This is a genomic window from Bacillus sp. FSL K6-0994 (genome assembly GCF_038630815.1).
In the GTDB taxonomy this organism is placed as follows: Bacteria; Bacillota; Bacilli; order Bacillales; family Bacillaceae; genus Bacillus; species Bacillus safensis.
The window spans coordinates 3,332,281-3,356,538 of sequence record NZ_CP152043.1 but is presented as its reverse complement, the minus strand read 5'-3'; the positions used below and the strand labels follow the sequence as shown (position 1 = coordinate 3,356,538).

Genomic DNA, 24,258 nt, shown 5'->3' with positions numbered 1-24,258 from the left:
AATTTAAGCAATGCCGCAATAAAAAAAGAAACACGTAAAGGATTTAAGGAGGAAGAGTAAGGTGGACTTTTTAAATATTTTGATCCTCCTAGCACCGATTTTTTTCGTTATCGCGCTGGGTTGGTTCGCAGGGAACTTCGGCAGCTATGACGCTAAATCTGCAAAAGGTGTAAGTACACTTGTTACAAAGTATGCTTTACCAGCGCACTTTATCGCCAGTATTCTGTCAACACCAAAAGATAAATTCTATAGTCAAATTCCATTTTTCGTTGCATTGATTTTCGGAATCGTTGGTTTTTATATCATTATCCTTTTAGTTACAAAATTTGCTTTTAAATATGATTTAACAGATTCTTCTGTTTTCTCATTAAACTCAGCACAACCGACCTTTGCATTTATGGGGATTCCGGTCTTGGGCAGTTTATTTGGGGCTCAAGAAGTCGCAATTCCGATTGCGATTACCGGAATAGTTGTAAATGCATTGCTTGATCCAATTGCTATTATTGTGTCAACTGTCGGTGAAAAAACAAAAGGAAAAGCTAAAGAAGGCGAAAGTTTCCTAAAAATGACGACAAAAGCAATTTTGCACGGTTTATCAGAGCCGCTTGCACTTGCGCCGTTAGCCAGTATCATTCTTGTTCTTTTAGGATTTAAACTTCCTGCAATCGGACATGAAATGTTGGAGGAAATTGGCAGCGTTACATCAGGGGTTGCGCTATTCGCAGTCGGTGTCACTGTTGGTATCCGAAAAATTAAATTAAGCTTGCCAGCCTTCAGTATTGCATTGCTAAAAGTAGCTGTACAACCATTACTTATGTATTTTATTGCCGTTCTTATGGGTCTTTCGGCTGATGAAATTACAAAAGCTGTATTGCTTGTTGCCTTCCCAGGTTCAGCTGTTGCAGCGATGATCGCAACACGATTTGAAAAACAAGAGGCGGAAACTGCATCCGCATTTGTGATCAGTGCCATCATGTCACTCATCACATTACCGATCATTATTGCACTTACCGTATAATATAGTAGAAAGGCTGCCTATCGAGGCAGCCTTTCTTAACGAAATGAATGAAACAGAGGGAAGAGTACACGCTTTTTTTTGATGTCAGGGTGTGCGATTTCCTTTTTTTCTTCTACTTGTGACGGTTGTTTCAAGGTTGCGGCGAGGCGGTCAAATTTATTGGATAAATCTTCAATTTCCCTGCGGTGCTGGAGCAGCTGATACGATACACCTTCATCTGCCTTTTTAGCTAGTTTCCGTTCAAGCTCTTGCAGGCGGTCTTCTACATCAGTGACGTGTAATTGCTGCTGAATAAGCTCTTTCACCTGTTTTTCTAATGCTTCAATCCGTTGTATGGAGACATCAGTTTGGGCAGCAGGTGCTGATTGACGGACGGTTTCCTTATGGATTGGCAGTTGAATGTCTTGGAGGATTACACCTTCACTCATCTGGTGTTTGACCTCTTTGAGCAGCTGTACAATGTCTTCATGAAATTCATAATGTCCAAGTTCATTCCGGGCGACAGGGATGTTGAGCTGTTTGACCCAACGCTGAATCGTCTTTGAAGAAACACCAATTTCTTTTGCAACCTCATTTGTATTCAAACCAAATGCCCTCCCTTTTTATCAATTACAAGTACCATTCTCTTTAAGGAGGATCTGTTCCTTCACGTTAGACAAAACAAGTAACCAATCGCCAAAGATCGTGTTTTCTAGCGAAAAATTGCAGGAAATCAATTGTTTTGGAAATTTTTTTGACTGTCATACCCCGCTATACTATAATTAGACTGTTACGCACAAAACAGAGGTGAAGACCATGTTAGACCGTTTAAAATCAATTGAAGAACGCTATGAAAAGCTAAATGAATATTTAAGTGACCCTGAAGTGGTGAACGACCCTACGAAGCTTCGTGAATATTCAAAGGAGCAATCCGATATTCAAGAAACTGTTGAGGTATATAGACAATATCGTGCGGCATACGACCAGCTGAATGACGCGAAAGCAATGCTGGAAGAGAAGCTGGATGCCGAGATGCGCGACATGGTCAAAGAAGAAATTTCAGAGCTCACAGAGGAAACGGAACGTTTAGAAGACGAGCTGAAAATCTTGCTGATCCCGAAAGATCCGAATGACAACAAAAACGTTATTGTGGAGGTTCGTGGTGCAGCGGGTGGAGAAGAAGCTGCTCTTTTTGCCGGAAACCTTTACCGCATGTACAGTCGTTATGCTGAAATGCAAGGCTGGAAAACGGAAGTGATGGAAGCGAGTGTCACAGGCACAGGCGGTTATAAAGAGATTATCTTTATGATCAGCGGGAAAGGCGCGTACTCCAAACTTAAATTTGAAAACGGCGCACACCGCGTGCAGCGTGTTCCGGAAACGGAATCAGGCGGACGAATTCATACATCAACAGCGACAGTTGCTGTATTGCCTGAGGCTGAAGAAGTAGAAATTGATATCCATGAAAAAGACATCCGTGTAGATACTTTCACATCTAGCGGACCTGGCGGACAAAGTGTCAATACGACCATGTCTGCAGTTCGATTAACTCACCTTCCAACAGGTGTGGTTGTATCCTGTCAGGATGAGAAGTCGCAAATCAAAAACAAAGAAAAAGCCATGAAAGTACTGCGTGCGAGAATTTATGATAAATTCCAGCGTGAAGCACAGGCTGAATATGATCAAACGCGTAAATCTGCGGTTGGAACAGGGGATCGTTCAGAGCGTATCCGTACGTACAACTTCCCGCAAAACCGTGTAACAGATCACCGTATCGGGTTGACGATTCAAAAGCTTGATCAAATTTTAGAAGGAAAACTTGACGAGGTCATTGATGCATTAATTATGGAAGACCAAGCAAGAAAGCTTCAAAATGCAAAATAAAGAGCGAACAATTTTTGAAGCCCTTAAATGGGCTTCTTCTTTGTTAACGGAAGCTGGAAGAGACCAAAATGCAGCAGAGCTTCTTTTGATGCATGTACTTGGCTGGAGCAGAAGTGAGCTTCTTGCACGTTTTCATGATTCGCTGCCTGAGGAGCAAGATCACCTGTTCAGCAAATTTGTGACGCAGCACAAGGCGGGTGTTCCTGTTCAGCATTTAACGGGAGTTGAATTCTTTTACGGACGTCCTTTCGAGGTGAACAAGCATGTTCTCATCCCTCGTCCTGAAACGGAAGAAGTTGTTTTGGCGGCGCTCCATTTAGTAGGTGACGTTTTCCCGCCCGATCAGCCGCTCAAAGCAGTTGACGTTGGCACAGGAAGCGGGGCCATTGCGATTACGCTGGCTCTTGAAAAAAAATCACTATCTGTCACAGCGACTGATATCTCGCAAGAAGCACTTGCGGTAGCAAAACGGAATCAACAAGCGCTCGGTGCAGACGTTCATTTTTTACATGGAGATTTGCTTGAACCGGTTATAGCTCAAGGCATGAAAGTGGACGTATTTATTTCCAATCCACCCTACATTGCGGCGGAAGAAATGGACAGTTTGTCTGAGATTGTGACAAAGCATGAGCCGGTGAATGCGCTGACAGACGGACGTGATGGCTTGTGGTTTTATCAGCGCCTCGTTCATGATCTTCCCAGCGTGCTGAGTGATCAGGCAGTTGTTGTCTTTGAAATTGGACATACGCAAGGTCAAGATGTCACAGCGCTTCTTGAGCAGGCATTTCCTAAAGCGGATGTCTGTATCGTCAAAGATATTAACGGAAAAGATCGAGCTGTTTGTGCACACATTCAAAACGGAAAGTCCGGCTGAAGAAAGCCGGACTATTTTATTATGTAAAGATGAAACTTATGGTAAAAGAGAAACGTATATATAGAAGAATGAACATTCTGATCATGATTTTTTACATAAATTTGTTTTGAAGGAGCGAATGGTGTGAACAAAAGGTATGCGATGGTGTTGGTCATCGTCAGTGTACTATTGATTGTGAGTGCTTGTGGTAAACCGAGCTTTAAAAAAGAGGCAGCAGCATTTGGAGAAAGCTATAAAAAAGCACAATACACAGTGAATCGAACGGATGACCTATCTGACATGAAAGAGAAGCTGAAGGTTTATTTAACCGAACATGAATATCAAGAATATACACAAGACAGCATGTTCCCGAGCATATTAGAAGCGGCTAAGGATCAAGATTGTCAAATTAAGCTGAAGAAAATTATGTTTACGCCTTCAGATGAAAGCGATGATAGAATTGAATTTAACTATGAAATGGTGATCCAATTTATCGATCAAAAAGGAAAAGTCAAAAAAGAAATCGAGAAAAAAGGAGCCATGACTGTCATCAAAACAGAATCTGGTTTAAAAATCAGCCGAGATTGGGATGGGAGACTATACCCTTCTGACTACCAATCCTCACTCAAAAGTCGTTCTTAATGAGAACGGCTTTTTTGTTTTTGACTCATAATCTATTAAAAAAATCATGTTGACTGTTTATGAGATGGGTTTCCTGGACACAATGTTTGTAGCGAAGAGAAAAAGTGGGGGGAACACACAATGTTGAAAAGTAAAACGATGATTTGTCTTTATATGTTTCTATTATTATGCGGTGCTTTTGCAAATCTTGGCAGAGAGGAGACAGCGGCTGCTTCTGCAAATCAGCCTGTTGTCATACCAGATGAAGCGATTCGATTACGCATTTTAGCAAATAGTGATCGTTCAGCGGATCAGGATGTGAAAAGAAGTATTCGTGACGAGGTCAATGCGAGTATGACAGAGTGGGTGAAAGACCTCACATCCATTGAAGAAGCAAGACGTGTCATTCGATCAAAGCTGCCAGAAATCAATCGTATTGCTAAAGCGAAATTGAAGGAACAGCACATAGATCAATCCGTATCGGTCAGTTTTCAAAAAGCTTCATTTCCAACAAAGCTCTATGGAAGTTTCGTCTACCCTGCTGGGAAATATGAAGCCATTTTAATTACGCTTGGAGAAGGAGACGGAGCCAACTGGTGGTGTGTGTTATTTCCGCCGCTCTGCTTTATCGATTTTTCAAACGGAGAAGCCATCGCCTCACCAGAAGGGGATGATGATAAACAAGTGACAGCGCAGCAAACGAAAGAGTCTGTTAATGAAGTGGTGAAAGAAGGGGAAGAAGAGACAGGTGAAGTGAAGTTCTTTTTGTTTGAATGGGTCTCTAGTCTTTTCTCTTAAAAAAGGTATAAATCGGTTTTTGCCTCATAGAGTTGAAGTAAGAGAACAAAAAGAGGTGAAAGCATGTATTATCAATTAAGAATAGCCACAGTAGAAGATGTCCCGGCGATCAATGCTTTTCTTGAAAAGGGACAAGCAAAAGGCGGAGTAATGCTTGCGGAGCGAACGGCATTTGTAGTGATGGAAGATGCGGATGGTCAGCTGGCAGGCTGCTTAGGTCTTGAACAGCTCAATGAACAAGAGGGATTGCTGCGGTCTCTTGTCATATCAGATAAGCTCGGTCAGGGACACATTGTCTCTTTGTTCCAAAGTGTTCAAACGCTCGGTGAAAAAATGGGTGTGGATACTTTTTATGTCGTCGCAAACCATTCCTCTTCCCATGATTTTTTGGCATTAATGGGCTTTACGCCTTTAGAGGAAATTCCAGAAAGCATATGGAGCTCAGCACATGCAAAAGAGACATTGGGGAAAGAACAGGCTGTGGTCCTGCAAAAAAAAGGCAGTTAATCACAAAATGATGGACTTATACACATACTTATCCACTACTAAACAAGCGTTATCCACAAATTGTGGACAACGCTTGTTTTATTGATCATCATCTTTTATACTTTCAAAAGGATAATTGAGATATATCAACAGTTTTATCTTTTTTTAAAAGGAGTTTGTATGATGTTAAATACAAAAAGGTGGTCTGTGGATTTAGAAAAGGATTTATCCACATACTATCCACAAATTAAACAGGCGGCCGATCTGCTGCAGCAAAATGAAGTGGTTGCGTTCCCGACAGAGACCGTTTACGGACTCGGGGCAAATGCGAAAGAGACAGAAGCCGTTATGAAAATTTATGAAGCAAAAGGGCGTCCGAGTGATAATCCGTTGATTGTTCACATTGCGGAGGTTCAGCAGCTTCACGAATTTGCACAAATAGAAAGCGAAAAAGCGAAGGCGCTGATGGATGCCTTTTGGCCGGGCGCCTTAACCATCGTTCTTCCGTGTAAGCCGGGCACTTTATCAAAGCAGGTTACAGCAGGTTTATCCACAGTAGGTGTGAGAATGCCTGACCATCCCATTGCGCTTGAGCTGATTCGAGCAGCTGGTCTGCCAATTGCTGCACCAAGTGCCAATCGTTCGGGAAAACCTTCACCAACACAAGCTGACCATGTAGCGAGTGATCTCGAAGGGAGAATCGCTGGGATTGTGGATGGCGGTTCAACTGGAATTGGCGTTGAGTCAACGGTTGTATCCTGTGCCGGTGAGACCCCAGTGATTTTAAGACCAGGCGGAATTACAAAAGAAGCATTAGAAGAGGTCGTGGGGACGGTGAGTGTGGACCCAGGGCTGACAAAAAAGGACGAAGCGCCTGTATCGCCGGGAATGAAATACACACATTATGCACCTGAAGCCCAGATGTATATCTTTCATGGAAGTGATGAAGACATGCAGCGTCACATTCAGAAATACAAAGCTGAAGGTCTAAAAGTCGGAGTGCTGACAACAGAAGAAAAGAAATCGCTGTTTGCGGCAGATGTTGTGTACAGCTGTGGATATAGAGAAAAACCTGAAACGGTTGCTGCAAACCTTTATCGTGTACTGAGACAATTTGATGAAACAGATGTAGACTTGATTATTTCAGAAGCCTTCTCAGAGCAGGGAGTTGGTTCTGCCATTATGAACCGTCTTCAAAAAGCCGCAGGAGGGCGTACACTCCCTTCGTTCCAATAGTTCTAACCTTTCTTGGACAAACATAGGTTAAAGGAGAATGTGTGTCCAAGGGGGATTTACATGAACGAACTAGCTGGCGAATTGCTGACACTCAGCATCATGGCTTTTGCACTTGGGATGGATGCTTTTTCGGTTGGACTTGGTATGGGGATGATTCAGCTGAGGTTCCGCCAGATCATTTATATTGGACTTGTCATTGGGATATTTCATATGTTTATGCCGCTTTTTGGCATGCTGACAGGTCAGCTCTTATCCGGATGGCTCGGTCTACTTGCCACCTATATCGGTGGGGCGCTGCTTTTGGTGCTGGGACTGCAAATGATTGTTGCTTCTATCCGCAAAGAGGATAAGCCCTTTATCGCACCTGTTGGGGCTGGTCTCGTTCTTTTTGCTACAAGTGTAAGCCTAGACAGCTTCTCCGTTGGTTTAAGTCTTGGGATTTACGGTTCCCGGGTGTGGATGACTATATTATTGTTTGGTTTTTTTAGTATGCTCCTCACATGGCTCGGATTATTACTCGGTAAACAGGTTCGGTCATGGGTTGGTTCATATAGCGGCGCGCTTGGCGGAATCATTTTACTAGCCTTTGGTATCAAATTATTATTTCCGCTCTAGCCAATCTCCTTACATAACATGTAGAATGAAATGCTATATAATAGAAGAAAAGGAGGGCGAAAGATGAAAATCTTATTTGTTTGTACGGGAAATACATGCAGAAGTCCAATGGCTCAAGCCCTTTTTGCTTCAATTGCAGATGAAAAAGGTTTAGAGGTCACTGTAAAATCAGCGGGCATTTTTGCCTCCGATGAAGGGAAGGCTTCTCCTCAAGCGATCGAAGCATTATTTGAGAAAAGCATTCCACTAAATCACTCATCATCAAAATTGACAGAGGATCTTCTGCGCGAAGCTCATTACGTCTTCACGATGACGATGCAGCATAAACAGTTGATTGCAGAGCAATATGCGCATGCAAAAGGCAAGGTCTTCACTTTAAAGGAATTTGCGACAGGAACAGAAGGCGATGTATCCGATCCGTTTGGAGGAAGTCTTTCTGTTTATCAGGAAACACGAGATGAACTAGAAGCCTTACTGTATCAGCTTGCTGAGAAGCTGAAAAAAGATCATCATAATAGATAACCTGTAAAACCGTTGCCTCAACGGTTTTTCTGCTATTGTTTGCAAATCACTAGGCAGAGGTTAAAATATAACTGTAAATAAAGAATGAATGTAAGACATAACAGATCAACTCACCCTTAGGAGGAATTGCCCGATGAAAGTAGCCATTGCATCCGATCACGGCGGAACGAATATTCGTGAAGAAATCAAACAACTGATGGATGAATTGAAGATTGAATACATTGATATGGGTTGTGAATGCGGATCAGGTTCTGTAGACTACCCAGATTATGCTTTCCCTGTAGCCAATATGGTGGCAAACGGAGAAGTCGACCGCGGCATTTTAATTTGTGGGACAGGCATCGGCATGAGCATCTCAGCAAATAAAGTAAAAGGAATTCGCTGTGCATTGGCTCATGATACATTTAGTGCGAAAGCAACGAGAGAACATAATGATACGAACGTTCTTGCGATGGGAGAGCGAGTGATTGGGCCAGGATTAGCACGTGAGATTGCGCACATTTGGCTGACGACAGAGTTTACAGCAGGACGCCATGCTGTGCGGATTGGCAAAATTGCTGATTACGAAGAAAAGCACCTATAAGGAGCGCTTAACATGAACATTGGTCAAGATTGGCTTGAAATGTTAAAAGAGTTTCATCAAACAGTTGAATTGCGTGCCGGGCAAATCTTAGTCATTGGCTGCAGTACGTCAGAAGTGGCTGGTGAGCATATTGGTACTGCAGGAAGTGAGCAAATTGCTGCCTCTATCTATCAAGAATTGGATCAGTTAAGACGAGAGACCGGCATTGAGCTCGCCTTTCAATGCTGTGAACATCTGAATCGTGCCCTTGTTGTTGAAGAAGAAGCGGCTTTCCGTTTTAACCTGGAGATCGTAGCTGCAGTACCTGTCCGCAAGGCAGGTGGTTCGATGGCGGCGCATGCGTATCAGCAAATGGAACATCCTGTATTAGTCGAATGCATTGAGGCACATGCTGGAATTGATATCGGCGATACGTTAATTGGGATGCACTTAAAGAGAGTCGCTGTACCTGTCCGCCTCAGTCGTCATCGATTAGGACATGCACATGTGACTTTTGCGAAAACGCGTCCGAAGCTGATTGGCGGAGAACGAGCCGTTTATACAAGATCATAGCTTCGATATATTTCTAATATAATGTTGAATGATGAAGACGCTTTACCACTTGAATATTCGGGTTTTCATAATAAAGAAGTCGATTTTCCAAAAAAAACTTTTACATTTTACTCAAAAACCGTGTACAATGAGATGGTGAAAACATCGAATGGAAATAGATTGGAGAGGATTTCGCTGATGAAACATTTACCTGAGCAAGACGCACAAGTATTCAAAGCAATTCAACTAGAGCGGAAACGCCAGCAGGACAAAATCGAATTAATTGCATCAGAAAACTTCGTAAGCGAAGCAGTCATGGAAGCACAGGGCTCTGTATTAACTAACAAATACGCTGAGGGCTATCCTGGTAAACGCTACTATGGCGGCTGTGAACATGTAGACGTTGTGGAAGATATCGCACGTGACCGCGCAAAAGAAATTTTTGGCGCTGAGTATGTGAACGTACAGCCTCACTCAGGTGCTCAAGCGAACATGGCCGTATACTTTACAATTCTTGAGCATGGCGATACAGTACTGGGCATGAACTTATCACATGGCGGGCATTTAACACACGGAAGCCCTGTAAACTTTAGTGGTGTACAGTACAACTTTGTAGAATATGGTGTAGATAAAGAAACTCAGCATATCGACTATCAAGATGTACTTGAAAAAGCACGTGAACATAAGCCGAAACTTATCGTTGCGGGTGCAAGTGCATACCCACGTCAAATTGATTTCAAAAAGTTCCGTGAGATTGCTGATGAAGTCGGTGCTTACTTTATGGTCGACATGGCTCACATTGCTGGTCTTGTTGCAGCAGGTCTTCATCCAAATCCAGTTCCTTACGCAGATTTTGTGACAACGACAACTCACAAAACATTACGCGGACCTCGCGGCGGAATGATTCTATGCCGTGAAGAGTTTGGTAAAAAGATCGACAAATCGATTTTCCCTGGTATTCAAGGTGGACCACTGATGCATGTCATCTCTGCAAAAGCTGTTTCTTTCGGTGAAGTATTGAACGGAGATTTCAAAACATATGCACAAAACGTCATTGATAATGCAAAACAACTAGCTGAAACTCTTTTATCTGAAGATATTCAGCTTGTATCTGGCGGAACAGATAACCATCTTGTTCTCATCGACTTGCGTTCTCTTGGCATCACAGGAAAAATTGCAGAAAACGTTCTTGATGAAATCGGTATTACAGTGAACAAAAATGCAATTCCTTATGATCCAGAGAAACCATTTGTCACAAGTGGTGTACGTGTAGGTACAGCAGCAGTAACAAGCCGCGGTTTTGATCAAGAAGCGATGAAAGAAGTCGGTTCCATTATTGCACTTGCGCTAAAACATCATGAAGATGAAGCGAAATTAGAAGAGGCGAAAAAGCGTGTATCTGATCTTACGGCCCGTTTCCCTCTATATAACGAATTAGATTATTAAAAAACAGACCCATTTGCCTATATTTGGCATGTGGGTTTTTTTTGTAGGATTTGCGAATCATATTGAAAGATGATGTCTTTTTATGTAGAATTGTAGGAAGTGTGCAAAGTTCACCGGAAGATGACAGAAAAGGAGTTGTAGCAAGCAATGGCAAAGGTTTATGTATTTGATCACCCGCTTATTCAGCACAAACTTACATATATTCGTGACGTTCATACAGGAACTAAAGAATTTAGAGAGCTAGTGGATGAAGTTGCAACATTAATGGCATTTGAAATCACAAGAGATTTACCGCTTGAAGAGGTAGATGTAGAAACACCTGTACAAGTAGCGAAATCAAACGTGATCTCAGGGAAGAAACTCGGTGTTGTGCCAATTTTAAGAGCAGGTCTTGGAATGGTAGACGGGATTTTGAAACTCATTCCAGCTGCTAAAGTGGGACATGTTGGTTTATACCGTGATCCGAAAACATTAAAGCCTGTTGAATATTATGTGAAGCTTCCATCTGATGTGGAAGAACGTGAATTTATCGTAGTAGACCCAATGCTTGCAACTGGCGGCTCTGCAGTCGAAGCGTTAAACAGCTTGAAAAAACGCGGTGCGAAAAACATTCGCTTTATGTGTCTGATTGCTGCCCCTGAAGGTGTAGAGGAAATGCAAAAGCATCATCCAGATGTTGATATCTACATTGCAGCATTAGATGAGAAACTAAACGAAAAAGGTTACATCATCCCAGGTCTTGGTGATGCTGGTGACCGTATGTACGGAACGAAATAAGAAAGTCTTAATAAAAGCCCACATGCAAACGTGCATGTGGGCTTTTTGAAATATATGACAAACGGTTGATACCGTTCTTAGAAAAATCAATGTATACTGAACATTGGCTGTTTTTTTCAATGATTGTCACATCTCTCCTAAAGTTTGATGAAATTGTGAACATTTTGTGTGCTCTATCACTATAGAAAAGTTTTTTAACTTTCAACCGATTGACACATCATAGACGCTATTGTATGCTAAACGAGGGTATTATGGTAAGGTTTTCATAGCCTATAGCACTCTACTAATCCTCATTGTGAACCCTTTAATAATCAGGGTTTGTATCAACGAATGAAGCAGCATCCCATAGATCTAAAGATTTCAAGTCTGATTGTGCAATTAGACCGATGGGTGATTGATTTTTTTCGAATAGGACGGCTTATCATAAGCGTCTTCTACGCAGTTTTCATCACCATTTATCACCTTTTTTACAATACTTTTCATCGGGAGTCAGATGAATGAACGATCCAAACGCGATTTTCCGCAGACAGAGTAAATACATGTTCTATCTATTGGCAATTTTTGTGTTTGGCTATGCCATGCCTGGTTTTAAACCACTGTTTCTTGGTTTCATTATCGGCACAATTTTTGCTTTCTTTAATTTATTCCTACTTATACGGAGAATGCACGCTTTTGATCGAGCGGTTAAAAAAGGAAAATCCATTCGTTCAATGGGAAGTACAGCCAGGTGGGCCAACGCGATTCTCGCAGTAGCGATTGCTTGGCGTTACCCTAATGAAGTTCATCTGGCAGGTGTTGTTATAGGATTAATGACAATATATCCTGTCATTATGATAGATTCCTTCATTCAACTTAAACGTTCTACTATGGAAGAGAGGTGAATACTCTTTGGGTCACAGTTCAAAAACTACAGAATTTTTAGGGTTAACGTTCAACTTATCCAATGTTCTCATGATTACGATTGCTAGTATCATCGTTCTTCTCATAGCGGTGCTGACTACTCGTGTTCTGTCTATTCGTCCGACTAAGGCGCAGAACTTCATGGAATGGATCGTTGATTTTGTTCGAAATATCATAGGTAGTTCGATGGACATGAAAACAGGAGCCCCATTTCTAGCGCTTGGCGTTACATTACTCATGTACATATTTGTTTCAAACATGCTTGGACTGCCGTTCTCGATTACGGTCGATCACAACTTGTGGTGGAAATCACCAACTGCTGATCCTGCAATCACAATGACACTAGCAATTATGGTCATGGGACTTACACACTTCTACGGTGTCAAGGCAAAAGGAGTCAAGGAATATACGAAAGACTTCTTCAAGCCAATCCCATATTTAGTGCCGCTGAAAATCATTGAAGAATTTGCAAACACGCTAACACTTGGTTTGCGTCTTTACGGAAATATTTTCGCTGGAGAGATTCTTCTTGGGTTACTTGCAGGACTTGCGACCAATTTCTACACGCAAAATATTGCGCTTGGTATCGTTGGTACATTAGGTGCCATCGTGCCGATGATTGTATGGCAGGCATTCAGTTTGTTTGTCGGAACAATCCAGGCATTTATCTTCACCATGCTGACAATGGTGTACATTTCCCATAAAGTCAGCGACGAACACTAAAAAATTGAGAGTCCAAAAAGGACGTTATTTTAAAGGAGGAGCTTTTTAATGAATTTAATAGCAGCAGCAATTGCAATCGGTTTAGGAGCACTAGGAGCAGGTATTGGTAACGGTCTAATCGTATCTAAAACAGTTGAAGGAATCGCTCGTCAGCCAGAAGCTGGTAGAGAACTAAGAACACTTATGTTCATCGGGGTCGCTTTAGTTGAGGCACTTCCAATTATCGCTGTCGTTATCGCATTCTTGGCATTCTTTGGTTAATATGTGAGAAGCGTTCTAATATGAATTTTAATGGCGAAGATCAGATTAGTTCGAAACTTCGCCATTCCTTTATGTTTTGTTTCTTAACATATTATTTAAAGAAGGGAGTTGCCGTACTAAATGTCTCAGTTACCAGTGGTTTTAGGAGCAGGGGGCTTAAGCTTCAACGCCGGTGATATGTTATTCCAGCTTATCGCTATGCTCATCTTGCTTGCACTTTTAAAGAAATTTGCGCTTAAGCCTTTATTAGGGATTATGAAACAGCGTGAAGATTATATAGGAAATGAAATTTCAAGTGCTGAAGAAAAGCACGTTCAAGCTGAAAAGCTTCTTGAAGAACAACGTGTCTTATTGAAAGAAGCACGCGAAGAATCACATACACTCATCGAAAATGCGAAAAAAATTGGTGAGAAACAAAAAGAAGAGATCATTCAAGCAGCACGTCAAGAATCAGAGCGTTTGAAAGAGTCTGCTAGAACTGAAATCGTGAAAGAAAAAGAACAAGCTGTGGCTGCACTGCGTGAGCAGGTTGCATCACTATCTGTGCTGATTGCATCTAAAGTGATTGAAAAAGAACTTGATGAGCAGGCACAAGAGAAATTGATTCAAGAGTACCTTAAAGAGGCAGGCGAAAGCCGATGAGCGTAACTATTGTCTCTAAGCGTTACGCTTCTGCTCTTTTTGACATCGTTCTTGCTTCTTCGGCAGTAGACGAAACTGAAAAAGAGCTGAATGAGATCAAAAAAGTTCTAAAGGCTGATCAAGAACTCAATGACTTCCTTGTTCATCCAAAGATTACTGCAGACAAAAAGAAACAGTTGATTGCAGAAGCTTTCAAAGGTGTTTCTACTTATGTATTGCACACAATGTATTTACTGATTGACCGCGGACGCACGAATATTTTCTCTGAAATGACGTCGGAGTTTGTGAAACTTGCAAACCGCACGAAACAAATAGACGATGCGGTCGTGTATTCAGTGAAACCGCTGAGCGGTGCTGAAATTCAATCTTTATCTGAAGTATTTGCCAAAAAAGCCGGAGTCACATCACTGCGTGTTGAAAATGTGATTGACAAGGATCTAATAGGCGGAGTGAAAATCCGTATCGGAAACCGCATTTATGACGGCAGTGTCAGCGGAAAGCTTTCCCGCATTGAACGTCAGCTTGCAGGCGAAAATCGTTAGAAGGGGTGAAACCTTAGTGAGTATCAAAGCTGAAGAGATTAGCGCGCTGATAAAGCAGCAAATCCAAAACTATCAATCAGAAATTGAAGTAAAAGATGTCGGTACAGTCATTCAAGTAGGGGACGGTATCGCGCGTGTACATGGCCTTGACAACATTATGGCAGGAGAGCTGGTTGAGTTCTCTAACGGTGTAATGGGTATGGCTCAAAACCTTGAGGAGTCTAACGTAGGTATCGTTATTTTAGGACCTTACAAAGATATCCGCGAAGGTGACGATGTAAAACGTACAGGTCGTATCATGGAGGTTCCAGTAGGTGAAGAGTTAATCGGACGTATTGTGAACCCGCTTGGTCAGCCTGTTGATGGACTAGGTCCAATCTTAACAAGCAAAACACGTCCAATCGAAAGTGAAGCACCTGGCGTTATGGATCGTAAATCTGTACATGAGCCGCTTCAAACAGGAATTAAAGCAATTGATGCCTTGATTCCAATCGGCCGCGGACAGCGTGAATTGATCATTGGTGACCGTCAAACAGGTAAAACATCTGTTGCAATCGATACGATTCTAAACCAAAAAGATCAAGACATGATCTGTATTTATGTAGCGATCGGACAAAAAGAATCAACGGTTCGTGGTGTTGTTGAAACACTTCGTAAGCATGGTGCGCTTGACTACACAATCGTTGTCACAGCTTCTGCATCACAGCCAGCTCCACTTCTTTACCTTGCTCCTTATGCAGGTGTAACGATGGGTGAGGAATTCATGTATAACGGCAAGCACGTACTTGTTGTCTATGATGACCTTTCTAAACAAGCGGCAGCTTACCGTGAGCTTTCACTATTGCTTCGTCGTCCTCCAGGTCGTGAGGCATTCCCTGGTGATGTTTTCTATCTTCACTCTCGTTTATTAGAACGTGCAGCGAAGCTTAGTGACGCAAAGGGTGGCGGTTCTATCACAGCATTGCCTTTCGTAGAAACGCAGGCTGGCGATATCTCTGCATATATCCCAACAAACGTTATTTCAATCACAGATGGACAGATCTTCTTACAATCTGACCTCTTCTTCTCAGGCGTACGTCCAGCAGTAAACGCAGGATTGTCTGTATCCCGTGTAGGTGGTTCTGCACAAATCAAAGCGATGAAAAAGGTAGCAGGTACACTTCGTCTGGATCTTGCTTCTTATCGTGAGCTTGAAGCATTCGCTCAATTTGGATCTGATCTAGACCAAGCCACTCAAGCGAAATTAAACCGTGGTGCAAGAACAGTTGAAGTCTTAAAACAAGACTTGAACAAACCGCTTAAAGTTGAAAAACAAGTAGCGATTCTTTACGCACTAACAAGAGGATACTTAGACGATGTTGCCATTGCTGATGTTAAACGTTTTGAAGCTGAGTTATTCTTGTACATTGAAGAAAACCATAAAGGCTTGTTTGACACAATCTCTCAAACAGGAAATATGCCTGCTGATGAAGAGTGGAAGACAGCAATCGAAGGCTTTAAACGTACGTTTGCACCAAGCAACTAATTAGTAATCTTTCCGAGAGAAAAAGATTCTCTTTTTCTCTCTTTTCACGTAAATGAACACGGATTCCTGAAAAAAGGTGGTGAAATCTTTGGCCTCATTACGCGATATAAAGTCAAGGATCACGTCAACGAAAAAATCGAGTCAGATCACAAAAGCGATGCAAATGGTATCAGCTGCGAAACTGAATCGTGCTGAAAACAATGCGAAGTCTTTTGTTCCTTACATGGAGAAAATCCAGGAAGTGGTTGCTGCAATCGCAACTGGAACAAGTGCTAAGCACCCAATGCTTCTTTCAAGACCTGTCAAGAAAACAGGGTATCTCGTCATTACATCTGATCGAGGGCTTGCAGGACCTTTTAACAGCTCGATTTTGCGTGCCGCTTACCAAACCATTCAATCTCGTCATCAATCCGCTGATGAATATGCGGTGATTGTCATTGGTAAAATCGGACGCGACTTCTTCAAAAAGCGTGGTATTCCAGTTATTTCTGAAGTAACAGGGCTTGGAGACGAAGTAGCGTTTGCTGATATTAAAGAATTAGCAAGCAGTACAGTTCAAATGTTCTCTGATGAAGCGTTTGACGAACTTTATATGTTCTACAACCACTTTGTCAGTGCGATTTCACAAGAAGTAACAGAGAAGAAATTATTGCCGCTAACGGACCTTTCGGCCGCAGCGACACCAAATAAACGTTCCGCATCTTATGAGTTTGAGCCTTCTGAAGAAGAAATTCTTGAAGTTCTCCTTCCTCAATATGCAGAGAGTTTGATTTTCGGTGCGCTTCTTGACAGCAAAGCAAGTGAACATGCTGCAAGAATGACAGCAATGAAGAGTGCAACAGACAACGCAAAAGAATTGATCGACAGCCTGACACTCTCTTACAACCGTGCTCGTCAAGCAGCGATTACACAAGAGATTACAGAAATTGTCGGCGGAGCAGCTGCCTTAGAATAGAAATAATTGTCAGGAGGGAATGCAATGAAAACAGGACGCATCAGTCAGATCATGGGACCAGTCGTAGACGTTCGTTTTGAAGACGGTCACTTGCCTGAGATTTATAATGCGATCAAAGTTTCGCATAAAGCGGAAAGCGAAAGTGAAGTTGATATCGACTTAACTTTAGAAGTAGCACTACATTTAGGTGACGATACAGTGAGAACCATCGCAATGGCATCAACAGACGGTGTGAAGCGCGGTATGGAAGCTGTAGACCTTGGAAAACCAATTTCAGTACCAGTTGGTAACGTAACACTTGGACGTGTATTCAACGTACTGGGAGATAACATTGACTTAGATGAGCCACTTGGTGTGGAAGCTCAAAGAGATCCAATCCACAGACAAGCGCCTTCTTTTGATCAACTTTCTACAGAAGTTGAAATTCTTGAAACAGGTATCAAAGTTGTTGACCTGCTTGCTCCTTACATCAAAGGTGGAAAGATCGGTCTATTCGGTGGAGCTGGTGTAGGTAAAACCGTTCTGATTCAAGAATTGATCAACAACATCGCACAAGAACACGGCGGTATTTCTGTATTCGCTGGTGTTGGAGAGCGTACACGTGAAGGAAACGACCTTTACTACGAAATGAAAGATTCTGGCGTTATCGAAAAAACAGCCATGGTCTTCGGTCAAATGAACGAGCCGCCAGGTGCACGTATGCGTGTTGCCCTAACTGGTTTGACAATGGCAGAGCATTTCCGTGATGAACAAGGTCAAGACGTATTGTTCTTCATCGATAATATCTATCGCTTTACACAAGCAGGTTCTGAAGTATCAGCCCTTCTTGGACGTATGCCTTCAGCGGTAGGTTATCAGCCGACACTTGCAACAGAGATGGGTCAGCTGCAAGAGCGTATCACGTCTACAAACGTAGGATCGGTTACATCGATTCAAGCGATCTATGTACCTGCGGATGACTATACGGATCCAGCTCCAGCAACAACATTCGCTCACCTTGATGCAACGACAAACCTTGAGCGTAAGCTGACTGAAATGGGTATTTACCCAGCGGTTGATCCTCTTGCTTCAACATCTCGTGCACTTGCACCTGAGATCGTTGGTGAAGAGCATTATGCGATTGCGCGTGAAGTGCAGCAAACATTGCAGCGTTATAAAGAGCTTCAAGATATTATTGCCATTTTAGGTATGGATGAATTATCTGAGGACGATAAGCTTGTGGTACACAGAGCGCGTCGTATTCAATTCTTCCTATCTCAAAACTTCCACGTAGCAGAGCAGTTCACTGGCCAAAAGGGTTCTTATGTGCCATTGAAAGAAACTGTTAAAGGCTTCAAGGAAATCTTGTCTGGTAAATACGATCACCTTCCAGAAGATGCATTCCGCTTAGTTGGACGCATTGAAGAAGTGATTGAAAAAGCCAAAGAGATGGGTGTAGAGGCCTAATCTGGTCCTTAGGAGGGTAAAAGCATGAAGACCGTTCAAGTCAATATCGTTACTCCCGACGGCCCAGTATATCAAGCGGATGTGGAAATGGTCAGTGTAAGAGCAGAAAGCGGTGAGCTTGGTATTTTAGCTGGCCACGTTCCAATGGTTGCCCCGCTAAAAATCGGTGCAGTTCGCTTAAAACATAGTGGATCAACTGAATTGGTTGCAGTAAGTGGCGGATTTGTTGAAGTCCGCCCTGAACAAGTAACGATTCTTGCTCAGGCCGCTGAAACATCAGATAAAGTTGATGTCGATCGTGCTAAATCAGCGAAGCAGCGTGCTGAAGAGCATTTGAACCACCCGAATGAAAGTGATGTACGCCGGGCGGAACTCGCATTAAAACGGGCGTTAAACCGTTTAAATGTAGCAGGGAAATAAAACAGAAAATCCTTCTTATCACTGTGATAAGAAGGATTTTTTTTAGGATGACATGAGAGATTGATACATCGACACATAAGGATGAGATGCTTGCTTTTCTAGATATAAGTGCTCGCAAAATTGCGTACTACAATGCCATGTTTTATTATTTCTGCGTAAGCCAAGCGTATATTTGTGCGGAGAATCCATATAAGGCCGCACCACCCAGTCAGCATCTGAATGATGACGGATGACAACCTCTCCTATATACACACTCATCATCGCTTCTAATGCATCTATCGGCATTTTCCACTCAGCGAACAGCTGCTTGGTCAATGCATCAAAGTATAGTGATTCTAACTGATACAAGCTTTCCTCAGAGTAATCCAAAGAAATGTTATGAAAATGACACAATTGTGCTAATTCTTCTAGCTGTGTCTGTCTATAATCAAAGTAGAAAGCAATGGCCTCCCATTCATGATCAAATGAGGGAACCAATTCTCCGTACAAATCAACAAAGTCAGGAAAAGAATCTTTCAATGTGTTCAGCTCCTTCCACACGCAGTATATCATCTCCTTGGCATCAGGATAAGAGGGGATTCACACTAAATGTAGCTCTTTTTTCCAAATGATTCATCTTTCCGATTTTCGAGGATATAATGAAAGGGAGTTTTCCTTTACAGAAATAAATAAAAGGAGGATTCAACTGTATGGAAGACGTAGGACAACAAGCAATCGTGGGCATTGTGATCCACCTATTTTTTATCGCGGTTACATGGTGGGCACTGCTTGCTGTAAATATTGATCCACTCATTAAAAAAGGGAAAATCGTTCAAGCAAGGCTGCTGATGATGCTCATTACCATTGCTATCGCATCTGCAGTCAGCAATTTCTTCCTTGATTACTTAAATTTCTCGAGACAAATTCCTTATATGTTCTAACATAAAAGGTTTGGTCACAGCCTTCTGCGGGAACGTAAAAAGAAGGGTCAAAAGGCTCGCCTTTTGTTGACTTTTCCACGTATGCATTGACCTCCTTGCGGCAACACTTGTAGCAAGGGGGAATGACAAGTGAGAAAGTATTTGAAAGGTTGGCCATTATTTGCGTTTATTCTTTTTTTTGTTCTGATGATTCAAGGTGTTCGTGCGGAAGAATCTTCCCCGCTCGCTCAAATAGCAGAAGGTCTAAAAAACCAGCAAATTGAAGTCGATGGATGGACCCTTCATGCCAAGACAAATGCAGATATTTCATCCGAACAATTTTCAAAAAAAGTGAAACGTTTGAAAGACGAACTACGACAGTATGAGTGGACCGAAAAAAAAGAACAACATGTCACCAAAGTCACAGGAATTTACAAAGATGAAAAAAATGATACAGAATCGAAAATTTTACTCGTGAAGACCGACACAAAATCCAATCAAAAGTCGTATTTATTATATGAGCAAAAAGGTGCTCGCCCACTGAATACCTGGGAGCATACATATGATCAGTTCGTACGTCATGCAAAAAGCATATTACAAGAGAAAATTGTAATTTTTACTTGTCTCGATGGTCATGTAAATGGTATGATGGATGTTGTTTTGCAAAAAAAAGCTGAAATGTTAGCAAATGAATTTCAAGCAAAACCAGTTGAGTATCTCGTTGAGTCTAATTTTGTGTCGCTTTCCGCTTACACAGATAAGTGGGAACAGTTCATTATGACTTCAAATGATAAAATGAATGTTCAAATTGCCATCAGAAGTTCGGAAATGAACGAAAATCATACGATTACGGTTGGCACACCAATCGTAACGACTGAATATTAATATAGAGAATTTGGGACGCGGAGGGGAAGACCTTGGAAAAAATCATCGTCCGCGGCGGTCAAAAGTTAAACGGCACAGTTAAAGTAGAAGGCGCAAAAAATGCCGTTTTACCAGTTATCGCTGCATCTTTGTTAGCAAGTACAGAAAAAAGCGTAATTTGTGATGTACCTACGCTCTCCGATGTATATACAATCAATGAAGTGTTACGTCATTTAGGAGCAGAAGTACATTTTGAAAATAACGAAGTATCAGTTGATGCATCTCATGCACTAGAAACTGAGGCTCCGTTTGAGTATGTCCGTAAAATGCGAGCATCCGTGCTTGTCATGGGACCACTTTTAGCAAGAACAGGTCATGCAAGAGTTGCATTACCTGGAGGCTGTGCGATTGGTTCAAGACCAATTGATCAGCATTTAAAAGGCTTTGAAGCAATGGGAGCTAAAATTCAAGTAGGTAATGGTTTCATCGAGGCTGAAGTAAAAGGCCGTTTAAAAGGTGCAAAAATCTATTTGGATTTTCCAAGTGTAGGGGCAACTGAAAACATCATCATGGCAGCAGCATTAGCTGAAGGAACAACGATTTTAGAAAACGTAGCAAAAGAACCTGAAATTGTTGATTTAGCAAACTACATCAATGCCATGGGCGGTAAGGTTCGCGGTGCTGGTACTGGTACAATCAAAATCGAAGGTGTGGAAACACTTCACGGTGCAAAACACAACATCATCCCTGACAGAATTGAAGCAGGTACTTTCATGGTGGCAGCAGCCATTACAGAAGGAAATGTTCTTGTAAAAGGCGCAGTGCCAGAGCACATGACATCACTTGTGGCAAAAATGGAAGAAATGGGTATTCAGATCATTGAAGAAGAAGAAGGTTTAAGAGTCATTGGACCATCTGAGCTCAAGCCAATCGATCTAAAAACAATGCCGCATCCTGGGTTCCCAACGGATATGCAATCTCAGATGATGGCGCTATTGCTTCGTGCGAACGGAACAAGCATGATCACAGAAACGGTGTTTGAAAACCGCTTTATGCATGCTGAAGAATTCCGCCGCATGAATGGCGATATTAAAATTGAGGGTCGCTCTGTCATTATCAATGGGCCGGTTCAACTTCAAGGTGCTGAAGTGGCAGCGACTGATTTAAGAGCAGGAGCAGCACTTGTACTTGCTGGATTAGTGGCAGAAGGTCATACACGTGTCACTGAGTTGAAGCATATTGACCGTGGTTATGTGAACTTCCACCAAAAGCTTGCAGCAATCGGTGCAGATATTGAAAGAGTAAACGATGAATCAGCAGATGTGACACAAGAACAAGTTGTATCAGATCTGAACGCTTAATCATGAAAGAAATCAGTGTGTCCATTGGGGCATGCTGATTTTTTTTTTAGAATCATAGAATGCCTCATTTCACGAAGCTTATCATTAGTGTATCCAACCATCTTAAATTTTATTCATACAGACGAACAGTAAAATCCATTCTAAGAACAGGCCCATACCTTCATAAAAGACTTGTCCACTAAATGAAAGAAGCTGTCATATTAGCTTGTCCCTGCCCATAGGATAAAAGAGATTCAATGACAAATGGGGGCAGCCAAATATGAAACCAATGATATGGACAATCGCAGGAATATGCATCATCATTTTAATGATTCCAACATTACTTGTGTTGCCGACGTTCCAAGGGAAGCCGGCGGCCAGCCAGCACGTAGCAGCAGAACCATCAGTTAAAAAAGAAGTGAAGGGTTCAGTCAAATTGAAGCAATCACCCGTCGCTATCCCCGTCTATCGCTCAGCTCATCAGCAGGTAGAAAACATCCCCTTAGAAGAGTATGTGATCGGTGTCGTAGCATCTGAAATGCCAGCTGATTTTGAAATGGAAGCACTCAAGGCACAGGCGCTCGCAGCAAGAACGTATATCGTCAGACAAATGATCAGTGATAAGACTGTCAAATCACCTAAGGGCTCTCTTGTAGATGATACCCAAATGTTCCAAGTTTACAAAAACAAACAGGAACTCAAGAAAATTTGGGGGAAAGCGTACAATTGGAAATTAAAAAAGGTCACGGAAGCTGTCGCCAGCACACAAGGAAAAGTGCTGACTTATGACGAGAAACCAATTGATGCTTCATTCTTTTCAACAAGTAACGGAAAAACGGAAAATGCCGAAGCCTATTGGAAAAACGAAATCCCTTATTTGAAAAGTGTCTCAAGTAAATGGGACGAAAAATCGCCAAAATTTCAAAATAAGAAAACCATCTCGGTCAGTGAATTTCAGCAAAAATTAGGTGTGACGCTCACTCAGCAGGCTCAGGTCGGACAGATTGTAGAACGGACACCAGGAAATCAGGTAGCGAAAGCCGTGATCAACGGTAAAACAATGTCAGGCCGAGACATTCGAGAATCACTAGGCCTTCATTCAGCGGACTTCACATGGGAACGCCAGGGCCAGCAGATTGTCATTACAACAAAAGGATATGGTCATGGTGTAGGCATGAGTCAATATGGTGCGCATTATATGGCGCAGGCAGGCAAAAAAGTAGATGCCATCGTGAAGCATTATTATAAAGGAATTCAAATCGAATCAGCCGATCGTTTTCTCAACACGTATATGGCTAAAAAATAAAGCAAAGGTGCCTCAGAAATGAGGCATTTTTTTGTGTGTTCAAAGAGATTTGAACAGAATGTGTCAAATCGCGACTTAAGACGCAGACCAGGAAATCTTAAACATTTATGTCCTGACAAGAACTGATGGCTGATACAAAGTCCCTCGAAAGACAGAGAAAACGAGAGAATAATGGGTGTGTTAGGTGAAAATATCTAGACATCTGACAGAATTTTAGTGATTTTGATGAAAGAGAAAAAGGGACCGAGTCCTATACCATTCCAAGACAGAATAATTTACGATTAAGATGTTTCAATCAAATACATAAGGAGGAAGGAAAATTATGTTGAAAAAAGTATTCTCACTCGTAACCTTAGCTGTATTGACATTATCTATGTCAATCTCTTCACCAGTATTTGCAGAAGCATCTACAGTCAAAAAACATAATAAAGATGTAAGAGTCACAATCTTGCTTGATGCAAGTGGAAGCATGGCAAGAAAAGTTGAGGGAGAGCGCAAATTTGATCTTGCTAAACAAGAGGTATTTAAATTTGCTCAGTCACTTCCAAAAGACGCTAAAATTCGTATGAGCTTGTTTGGTTCTGAAGGAAACAACAAAAATTCAGGTAAAGCTCAATCATGTGAAGTCATTAGAGGCGTTTACGGCGTACAGCCTTATGAAAAGGACAGCTTCGAAAACTCTTTAAACGGACTTGGGCCAACTGGCTGGACACCGATTGCACGTGCACTTGAAAATGCAAAGCAAGCGGATGAGCAGCTTACTGCAGGAACAAAGCATATTGTGTACTTAATCACTGATGGTGAGGAAACTTGTGGCGGAGATCCAGTAAAAGTAGCAAAAGAATTGCATAACTCAAAAGGATCAACTGTTGTAAATGTGATCGGATTAGACTTTAACGATGGCTATGAAGGTCAATTGAAGCAAGTAGCCAAAGCTGGTAAAGGCCATTACTACCAAGCAAGCACTGGTAAAGAAATGGGTTCTATCTTTTCAGCAGAATCATTAAAACTACACGAATAACTTGCTGAACAAAAGGGAAACGATTGATTCATGCTTTCGTTTCTCTTTTTCTGTACAAAAGTAAA

Annotated in this window: 29 protein-coding genes; 27 read left to right on the top strand and 2 right to left on the bottom strand. The window is 42.0% G+C overall.

The features are described 5' to 3' along the window. Positions 1-61: 61 nt before the first annotated feature. The gene (locus MHB69_RS17525; protein WP_024423743.1) at positions 62-1,018 is read left to right on the top strand and encodes an AEC family transporter; all 957 of its coding nucleotides are present in this window, start codon (positions 62-64) and stop codon (positions 1,016-1,018) included. 35 nt (positions 1,019-1,053) lie between these two features. Here the strand turns inward: MHB69_RS17525 and racA are convergent, their stop codons facing one another. Beyond that, entirely contained in the window at positions 1,054-1,602 is a 549-nt protein-coding gene (gene racA, locus MHB69_RS17520) for a chromosome-anchoring protein RacA (protein WP_070326120.1), read from the bottom strand. A 211-nt stretch (positions 1,603-1,813) separates the two neighbouring features. On the opposite strand from racA, the gene prfA reads away from it, so the two are divergent. The 21 genes from prfA to MHB69_RS17415 all read left to right on the top strand — a co-directional run bounded on the left by prfA (position 1,814) and on the right by MHB69_RS17415 (position 18,763). Then, entirely contained in the window at positions 1,814-2,881 is a 1,068-nt protein-coding gene (prfA, locus tag MHB69_RS17515) for a peptide chain release factor 1 (protein WP_034281226.1), read from the top strand. Then, on the top strand, positions 2,871-3,755 hold the full coding sequence (gene prmC / locus MHB69_RS17510; RefSeq protein ID WP_144496425.1) for a peptide chain release factor N(5)-glutamine methyltransferase: 885 nt from the start codon (positions 2,871-2,873) through the stop codon (positions 3,753-3,755). Before prfA ends, prmC begins: the two co-directional genes overlap by 11 nt. Before the next feature lie 141 nt (positions 3,756-3,896). After that, positions 3,897-4,376 (top strand): hypothetical protein, encoded by a 480-nt coding sequence (locus MHB69_RS17505; protein ID WP_024423739.1) that lies wholly within the window; start codon positions 3,897-3,899, stop codon positions 4,374-4,376. 120 nt (positions 4,377-4,496) lie between these two features. Next, the gene (spoIIR, locus tag MHB69_RS17500) at positions 4,497-5,153 is read left to right on the top strand and encodes a stage II sporulation protein R (protein WP_144496424.1); all 657 of its coding nucleotides are present in this window, start codon (positions 4,497-4,499) and stop codon (positions 5,151-5,153) included. A 63-nt stretch (positions 5,154-5,216) separates the two neighbouring features. Next, a complete protein-coding gene (locus tag MHB69_RS17495) occupies positions 5,217-5,660 on the top strand; it encodes a general stress acyl- n-acyltransferase (RefSeq protein WP_144496423.1) in 444 nt (147 codons plus the stop codon). A 162-nt stretch (positions 5,661-5,822) separates the two neighbouring features. After that, positions 5,823-6,875: an L-threonylcarbamoyladenylate synthase gene (locus MHB69_RS17490; protein WP_081279482.1), complete on the top strand. Its 1,053-nt coding sequence runs from the start codon at positions 5,823-5,825 to the stop codon at positions 6,873-6,875. Between the two features lie 60 nt (positions 6,876-6,935). Then, positions 6,936-7,490 carry a manganese efflux pump gene (locus MHB69_RS17485; RefSeq protein ID WP_048237647.1) on the top strand — a complete coding sequence of 185 codons (555 nt, stop codon included), beginning with the start codon at positions 6,936-6,938 and terminating at the stop codon, positions 7,488-7,490. A 63-nt stretch (positions 7,491-7,553) separates the two neighbouring features. Beyond that, positions 7,554-8,012 (top strand): low molecular weight protein arginine phosphatase, encoded by a 459-nt coding sequence (locus tag MHB69_RS17480; RefSeq protein ID WP_024423734.1) that lies wholly within the window; start codon positions 7,554-7,556, stop codon positions 8,010-8,012. Positions 8,013-8,145: 133 nt separating this feature from the next. Beyond that, positions 8,146-8,595, top strand: a complete 450-nt coding sequence (rpiB, locus tag MHB69_RS17475; RefSeq protein WP_003214714.1) for a ribose 5-phosphate isomerase B — start codon at positions 8,146-8,148, stop codon at positions 8,593-8,595. Positions 8,596-8,607: 12 nt separating this feature from the next. Then, a complete protein-coding gene (locus MHB69_RS17470) occupies positions 8,608-9,147 on the top strand; it encodes a TIGR01440 family protein (RefSeq protein WP_034281221.1) in 540 nt (179 codons plus the stop codon). Between the two features lie 177 nt (positions 9,148-9,324). Next, the gene (glyA, locus tag MHB69_RS17465; protein ID WP_034281450.1) at positions 9,325-10,572 is read left to right on the top strand and encodes a serine hydroxymethyltransferase; all 1,248 of its coding nucleotides are present in this window, start codon (positions 9,325-9,327) and stop codon (positions 10,570-10,572) included. Positions 10,573-10,719: 147 nt separating this feature from the next. Then, positions 10,720-11,349: a uracil phosphoribosyltransferase gene (gene upp / locus MHB69_RS17460; RefSeq protein ID WP_003214553.1), complete on the top strand. Its 630-nt coding sequence runs from the start codon at positions 10,720-10,722 to the stop codon at positions 11,347-11,349. Between the two features lie 497 nt (positions 11,350-11,846). Then, a complete protein-coding gene (locus tag MHB69_RS17455) occupies positions 11,847-12,230 on the top strand; it encodes an ATP synthase subunit I (protein WP_024423731.1) in 384 nt (127 codons plus the stop codon). A gap of 7 nt (positions 12,231-12,237) precedes the next feature. Next, a complete protein-coding gene (gene atpB / locus MHB69_RS17450) occupies positions 12,238-12,972 on the top strand; it encodes a F0F1 ATP synthase subunit A (RefSeq protein ID WP_024423730.1) in 735 nt (244 codons plus the stop codon). 48 nt (positions 12,973-13,020) lie between these two features. Continuing rightward, positions 13,021-13,233: a F0F1 ATP synthase subunit C gene (gene atpE, locus MHB69_RS17445; RefSeq protein ID WP_003214968.1), complete on the top strand. Its 213-nt coding sequence runs from the start codon at positions 13,021-13,023 to the stop codon at positions 13,231-13,233. A 120-nt stretch (positions 13,234-13,353) separates the two neighbouring features. Further along, positions 13,354-13,875 (top strand): F0F1 ATP synthase subunit B, encoded by a 522-nt coding sequence (atpF, locus tag MHB69_RS17440; protein WP_034281220.1) that lies wholly within the window; start codon positions 13,354-13,356, stop codon positions 13,873-13,875. Next, positions 13,872-14,417: a F0F1 ATP synthase subunit delta gene (locus MHB69_RS17435; protein ID WP_024426340.1), complete on the top strand. Its 546-nt coding sequence runs from the start codon at positions 13,872-13,874 to the stop codon at positions 14,415-14,417. The genes atpF and MHB69_RS17435 overlap by 4 nt, the downstream gene beginning before the upstream one ends. 16 nt (positions 14,418-14,433) lie before the next feature. Beyond that, positions 14,434-15,942: a F0F1 ATP synthase subunit alpha gene (gene atpA, locus MHB69_RS17430; protein ID WP_034281219.1), complete on the top strand. Its 1,509-nt coding sequence runs from the start codon at positions 14,434-14,436 to the stop codon at positions 15,940-15,942. 88 nt (positions 15,943-16,030) lie between these two features. Then, positions 16,031-16,897 (top strand): F0F1 ATP synthase subunit gamma, encoded by an 867-nt coding sequence (locus tag MHB69_RS17425; protein WP_024423727.1) that lies wholly within the window; start codon positions 16,031-16,033, stop codon positions 16,895-16,897. 24 nt (positions 16,898-16,921) lie between these two features. Next, complete coding sequence (atpD, locus tag MHB69_RS17420) at positions 16,922-18,343, top strand: F0F1 ATP synthase subunit beta (protein WP_024423726.1); 1,422 nt, start codon at positions 16,922-16,924, stop codon at positions 18,341-18,343. A gap of 24 nt (positions 18,344-18,367) precedes the next feature. Continuing rightward, on the top strand, positions 18,368-18,763 hold the full coding sequence (locus MHB69_RS17415; RefSeq protein WP_003214592.1) for a F0F1 ATP synthase subunit epsilon: 396 nt from the start codon (positions 18,368-18,370) through the stop codon (positions 18,761-18,763). Between the two features lie 42 nt (positions 18,764-18,805). On the opposite strand, the gene MHB69_RS17410 is transcribed toward MHB69_RS17415, so the two are convergent. After that, positions 18,806-19,282, bottom strand: a complete 477-nt coding sequence (locus tag MHB69_RS17410) for a hypothetical protein (RefSeq protein WP_024426339.1) — start codon at positions 19,280-19,282, stop codon at positions 18,806-18,808. A 170-nt stretch (positions 19,283-19,452) separates the two neighbouring features. Between MHB69_RS17410 and MHB69_RS17405 the strand changes: the two genes are divergently transcribed. From MHB69_RS17405 to MHB69_RS17385, 5 genes are all read left to right on the top strand, one after another. Then, positions 19,453-19,683, top strand: a complete 231-nt coding sequence (locus tag MHB69_RS17405) for a DUF1146 family protein (protein ID WP_024423724.1) — start codon at positions 19,453-19,455, stop codon at positions 19,681-19,683. A 129-nt stretch (positions 19,684-19,812) separates the two neighbouring features. Continuing rightward, positions 19,813-20,547, top strand: coding sequence for a YwmB family TATA-box binding protein (locus MHB69_RS17400; RefSeq protein WP_144496422.1), 735 nt, complete (start codon positions 19,813-19,815; stop codon positions 20,545-20,547). 32 nt (positions 20,548-20,579) lie between these two features. Then, complete coding sequence (gene murA / locus MHB69_RS17395; RefSeq protein ID WP_024423722.1) at positions 20,580-21,887, top strand: UDP-N-acetylglucosamine 1-carboxyvinyltransferase; 1,308 nt, start codon at positions 20,580-20,582, stop codon at positions 21,885-21,887. A 259-nt stretch (positions 21,888-22,146) separates the two neighbouring features. Continuing rightward, a complete protein-coding gene (gene spoIID, locus MHB69_RS17390) occupies positions 22,147-23,172 on the top strand; it encodes a stage II sporulation protein D (protein ID WP_041115518.1) in 1,026 nt (341 codons plus the stop codon). A 322-nt stretch (positions 23,173-23,494) separates the two neighbouring features. Next, positions 23,495-24,193, top strand: coding sequence for a VWA domain-containing protein (locus tag MHB69_RS17385; protein ID WP_065214878.1), 699 nt, complete (start codon positions 23,495-23,497; stop codon positions 24,191-24,193). The last annotated feature ends 65 nt before the right edge of the window (positions 24,194-24,258 follow it).

Excerpts from the sequence above, each read along its gene's own strand:
- prfA (WP_034281226.1), top strand. The coding sequence starts at position 1,814 with ATGTTAGACCGTTTAAAATCAATTGAAGAACGCTATGAAAAGCTAAAT.
- prmC (WP_144496425.1), top strand. The coding sequence starts at position 2,871 with ATGCAAAATAAAGAGCGAACAATTTTTGAAGCCCTTAAATGGGCTTCT.
- MHB69_RS17505 (WP_024423739.1), top strand. The coding sequence starts at position 3,897 with ATGGTGTTGGTCATCGTCAGTGTACTATTGATTGTGAGTGCTTGTGGT.
- spoIIR (WP_144496424.1), top strand. The coding sequence starts at position 4,497 with ATGTTGAAAAGTAAAACGATGATTTGTCTTTATATGTTTCTATTATTA.
- MHB69_RS17495 (WP_144496423.1), top strand. The coding sequence starts at position 5,217 with ATGTATTATCAATTAAGAATAGCCACAGTAGAAGATGTCCCGGCGATC.
- MHB69_RS17490 (WP_081279482.1), top strand. The coding sequence starts at position 5,823 with ATGTTAAATACAAAAAGGTGGTCTGTGGATTTAGAAAAGGATTTATCC.
- MHB69_RS17485 (WP_048237647.1), top strand. The coding sequence starts at position 6,936 with ATGAACGAACTAGCTGGCGAATTGCTGACACTCAGCATCATGGCTTTT.
- MHB69_RS17480 (WP_024423734.1), top strand. The coding sequence starts at position 7,554 with ATGAAAATCTTATTTGTTTGTACGGGAAATACATGCAGAAGTCCAATG.
- rpiB (WP_003214714.1), top strand. The coding sequence starts at position 8,146 with ATGAAAGTAGCCATTGCATCCGATCACGGCGGAACGAATATTCGTGAA.
- MHB69_RS17470 (WP_034281221.1), top strand. The coding sequence starts at position 8,608 with ATGAACATTGGTCAAGATTGGCTTGAAATGTTAAAAGAGTTTCATCAA.
- glyA (WP_034281450.1), top strand. The coding sequence starts at position 9,325 with ATGAAACATTTACCTGAGCAAGACGCACAAGTATTCAAAGCAATTCAA.
- upp (WP_003214553.1), top strand. The coding sequence starts at position 10,720 with ATGGCAAAGGTTTATGTATTTGATCACCCGCTTATTCAGCACAAACTT.
- MHB69_RS17455 (WP_024423731.1), top strand. The coding sequence starts at position 11,847 with ATGAACGATCCAAACGCGATTTTCCGCAGACAGAGTAAATACATGTTC.
- atpE (WP_003214968.1), top strand. The coding sequence starts at position 13,021 with ATGAATTTAATAGCAGCAGCAATTGCAATCGGTTTAGGAGCACTAGGA.
- atpF (WP_034281220.1), top strand. The coding sequence starts at position 13,354 with ATGTCTCAGTTACCAGTGGTTTTAGGAGCAGGGGGCTTAAGCTTCAAC.
- MHB69_RS17435 (WP_024426340.1), top strand. The coding sequence starts at position 13,872 with ATGAGCGTAACTATTGTCTCTAAGCGTTACGCTTCTGCTCTTTTTGAC.
- atpD (WP_024423726.1), top strand. The coding sequence starts at position 16,922 with ATGAAAACAGGACGCATCAGTCAGATCATGGGACCAGTCGTAGACGTT.
- MHB69_RS17415 (WP_003214592.1), top strand. The coding sequence starts at position 18,368 with ATGAAGACCGTTCAAGTCAATATCGTTACTCCCGACGGCCCAGTATAT.
- MHB69_RS17405 (WP_024423724.1), top strand. The coding sequence starts at position 19,453 with ATGGAAGACGTAGGACAACAAGCAATCGTGGGCATTGTGATCCACCTA.
- spoIID (WP_041115518.1), top strand. The coding sequence starts at position 22,147 with ATGAAACCAATGATATGGACAATCGCAGGAATATGCATCATCATTTTA.
- MHB69_RS17385 (WP_065214878.1), top strand. The coding sequence starts at position 23,495 with ATGTTGAAAAAAGTATTCTCACTCGTAACCTTAGCTGTATTGACATTA.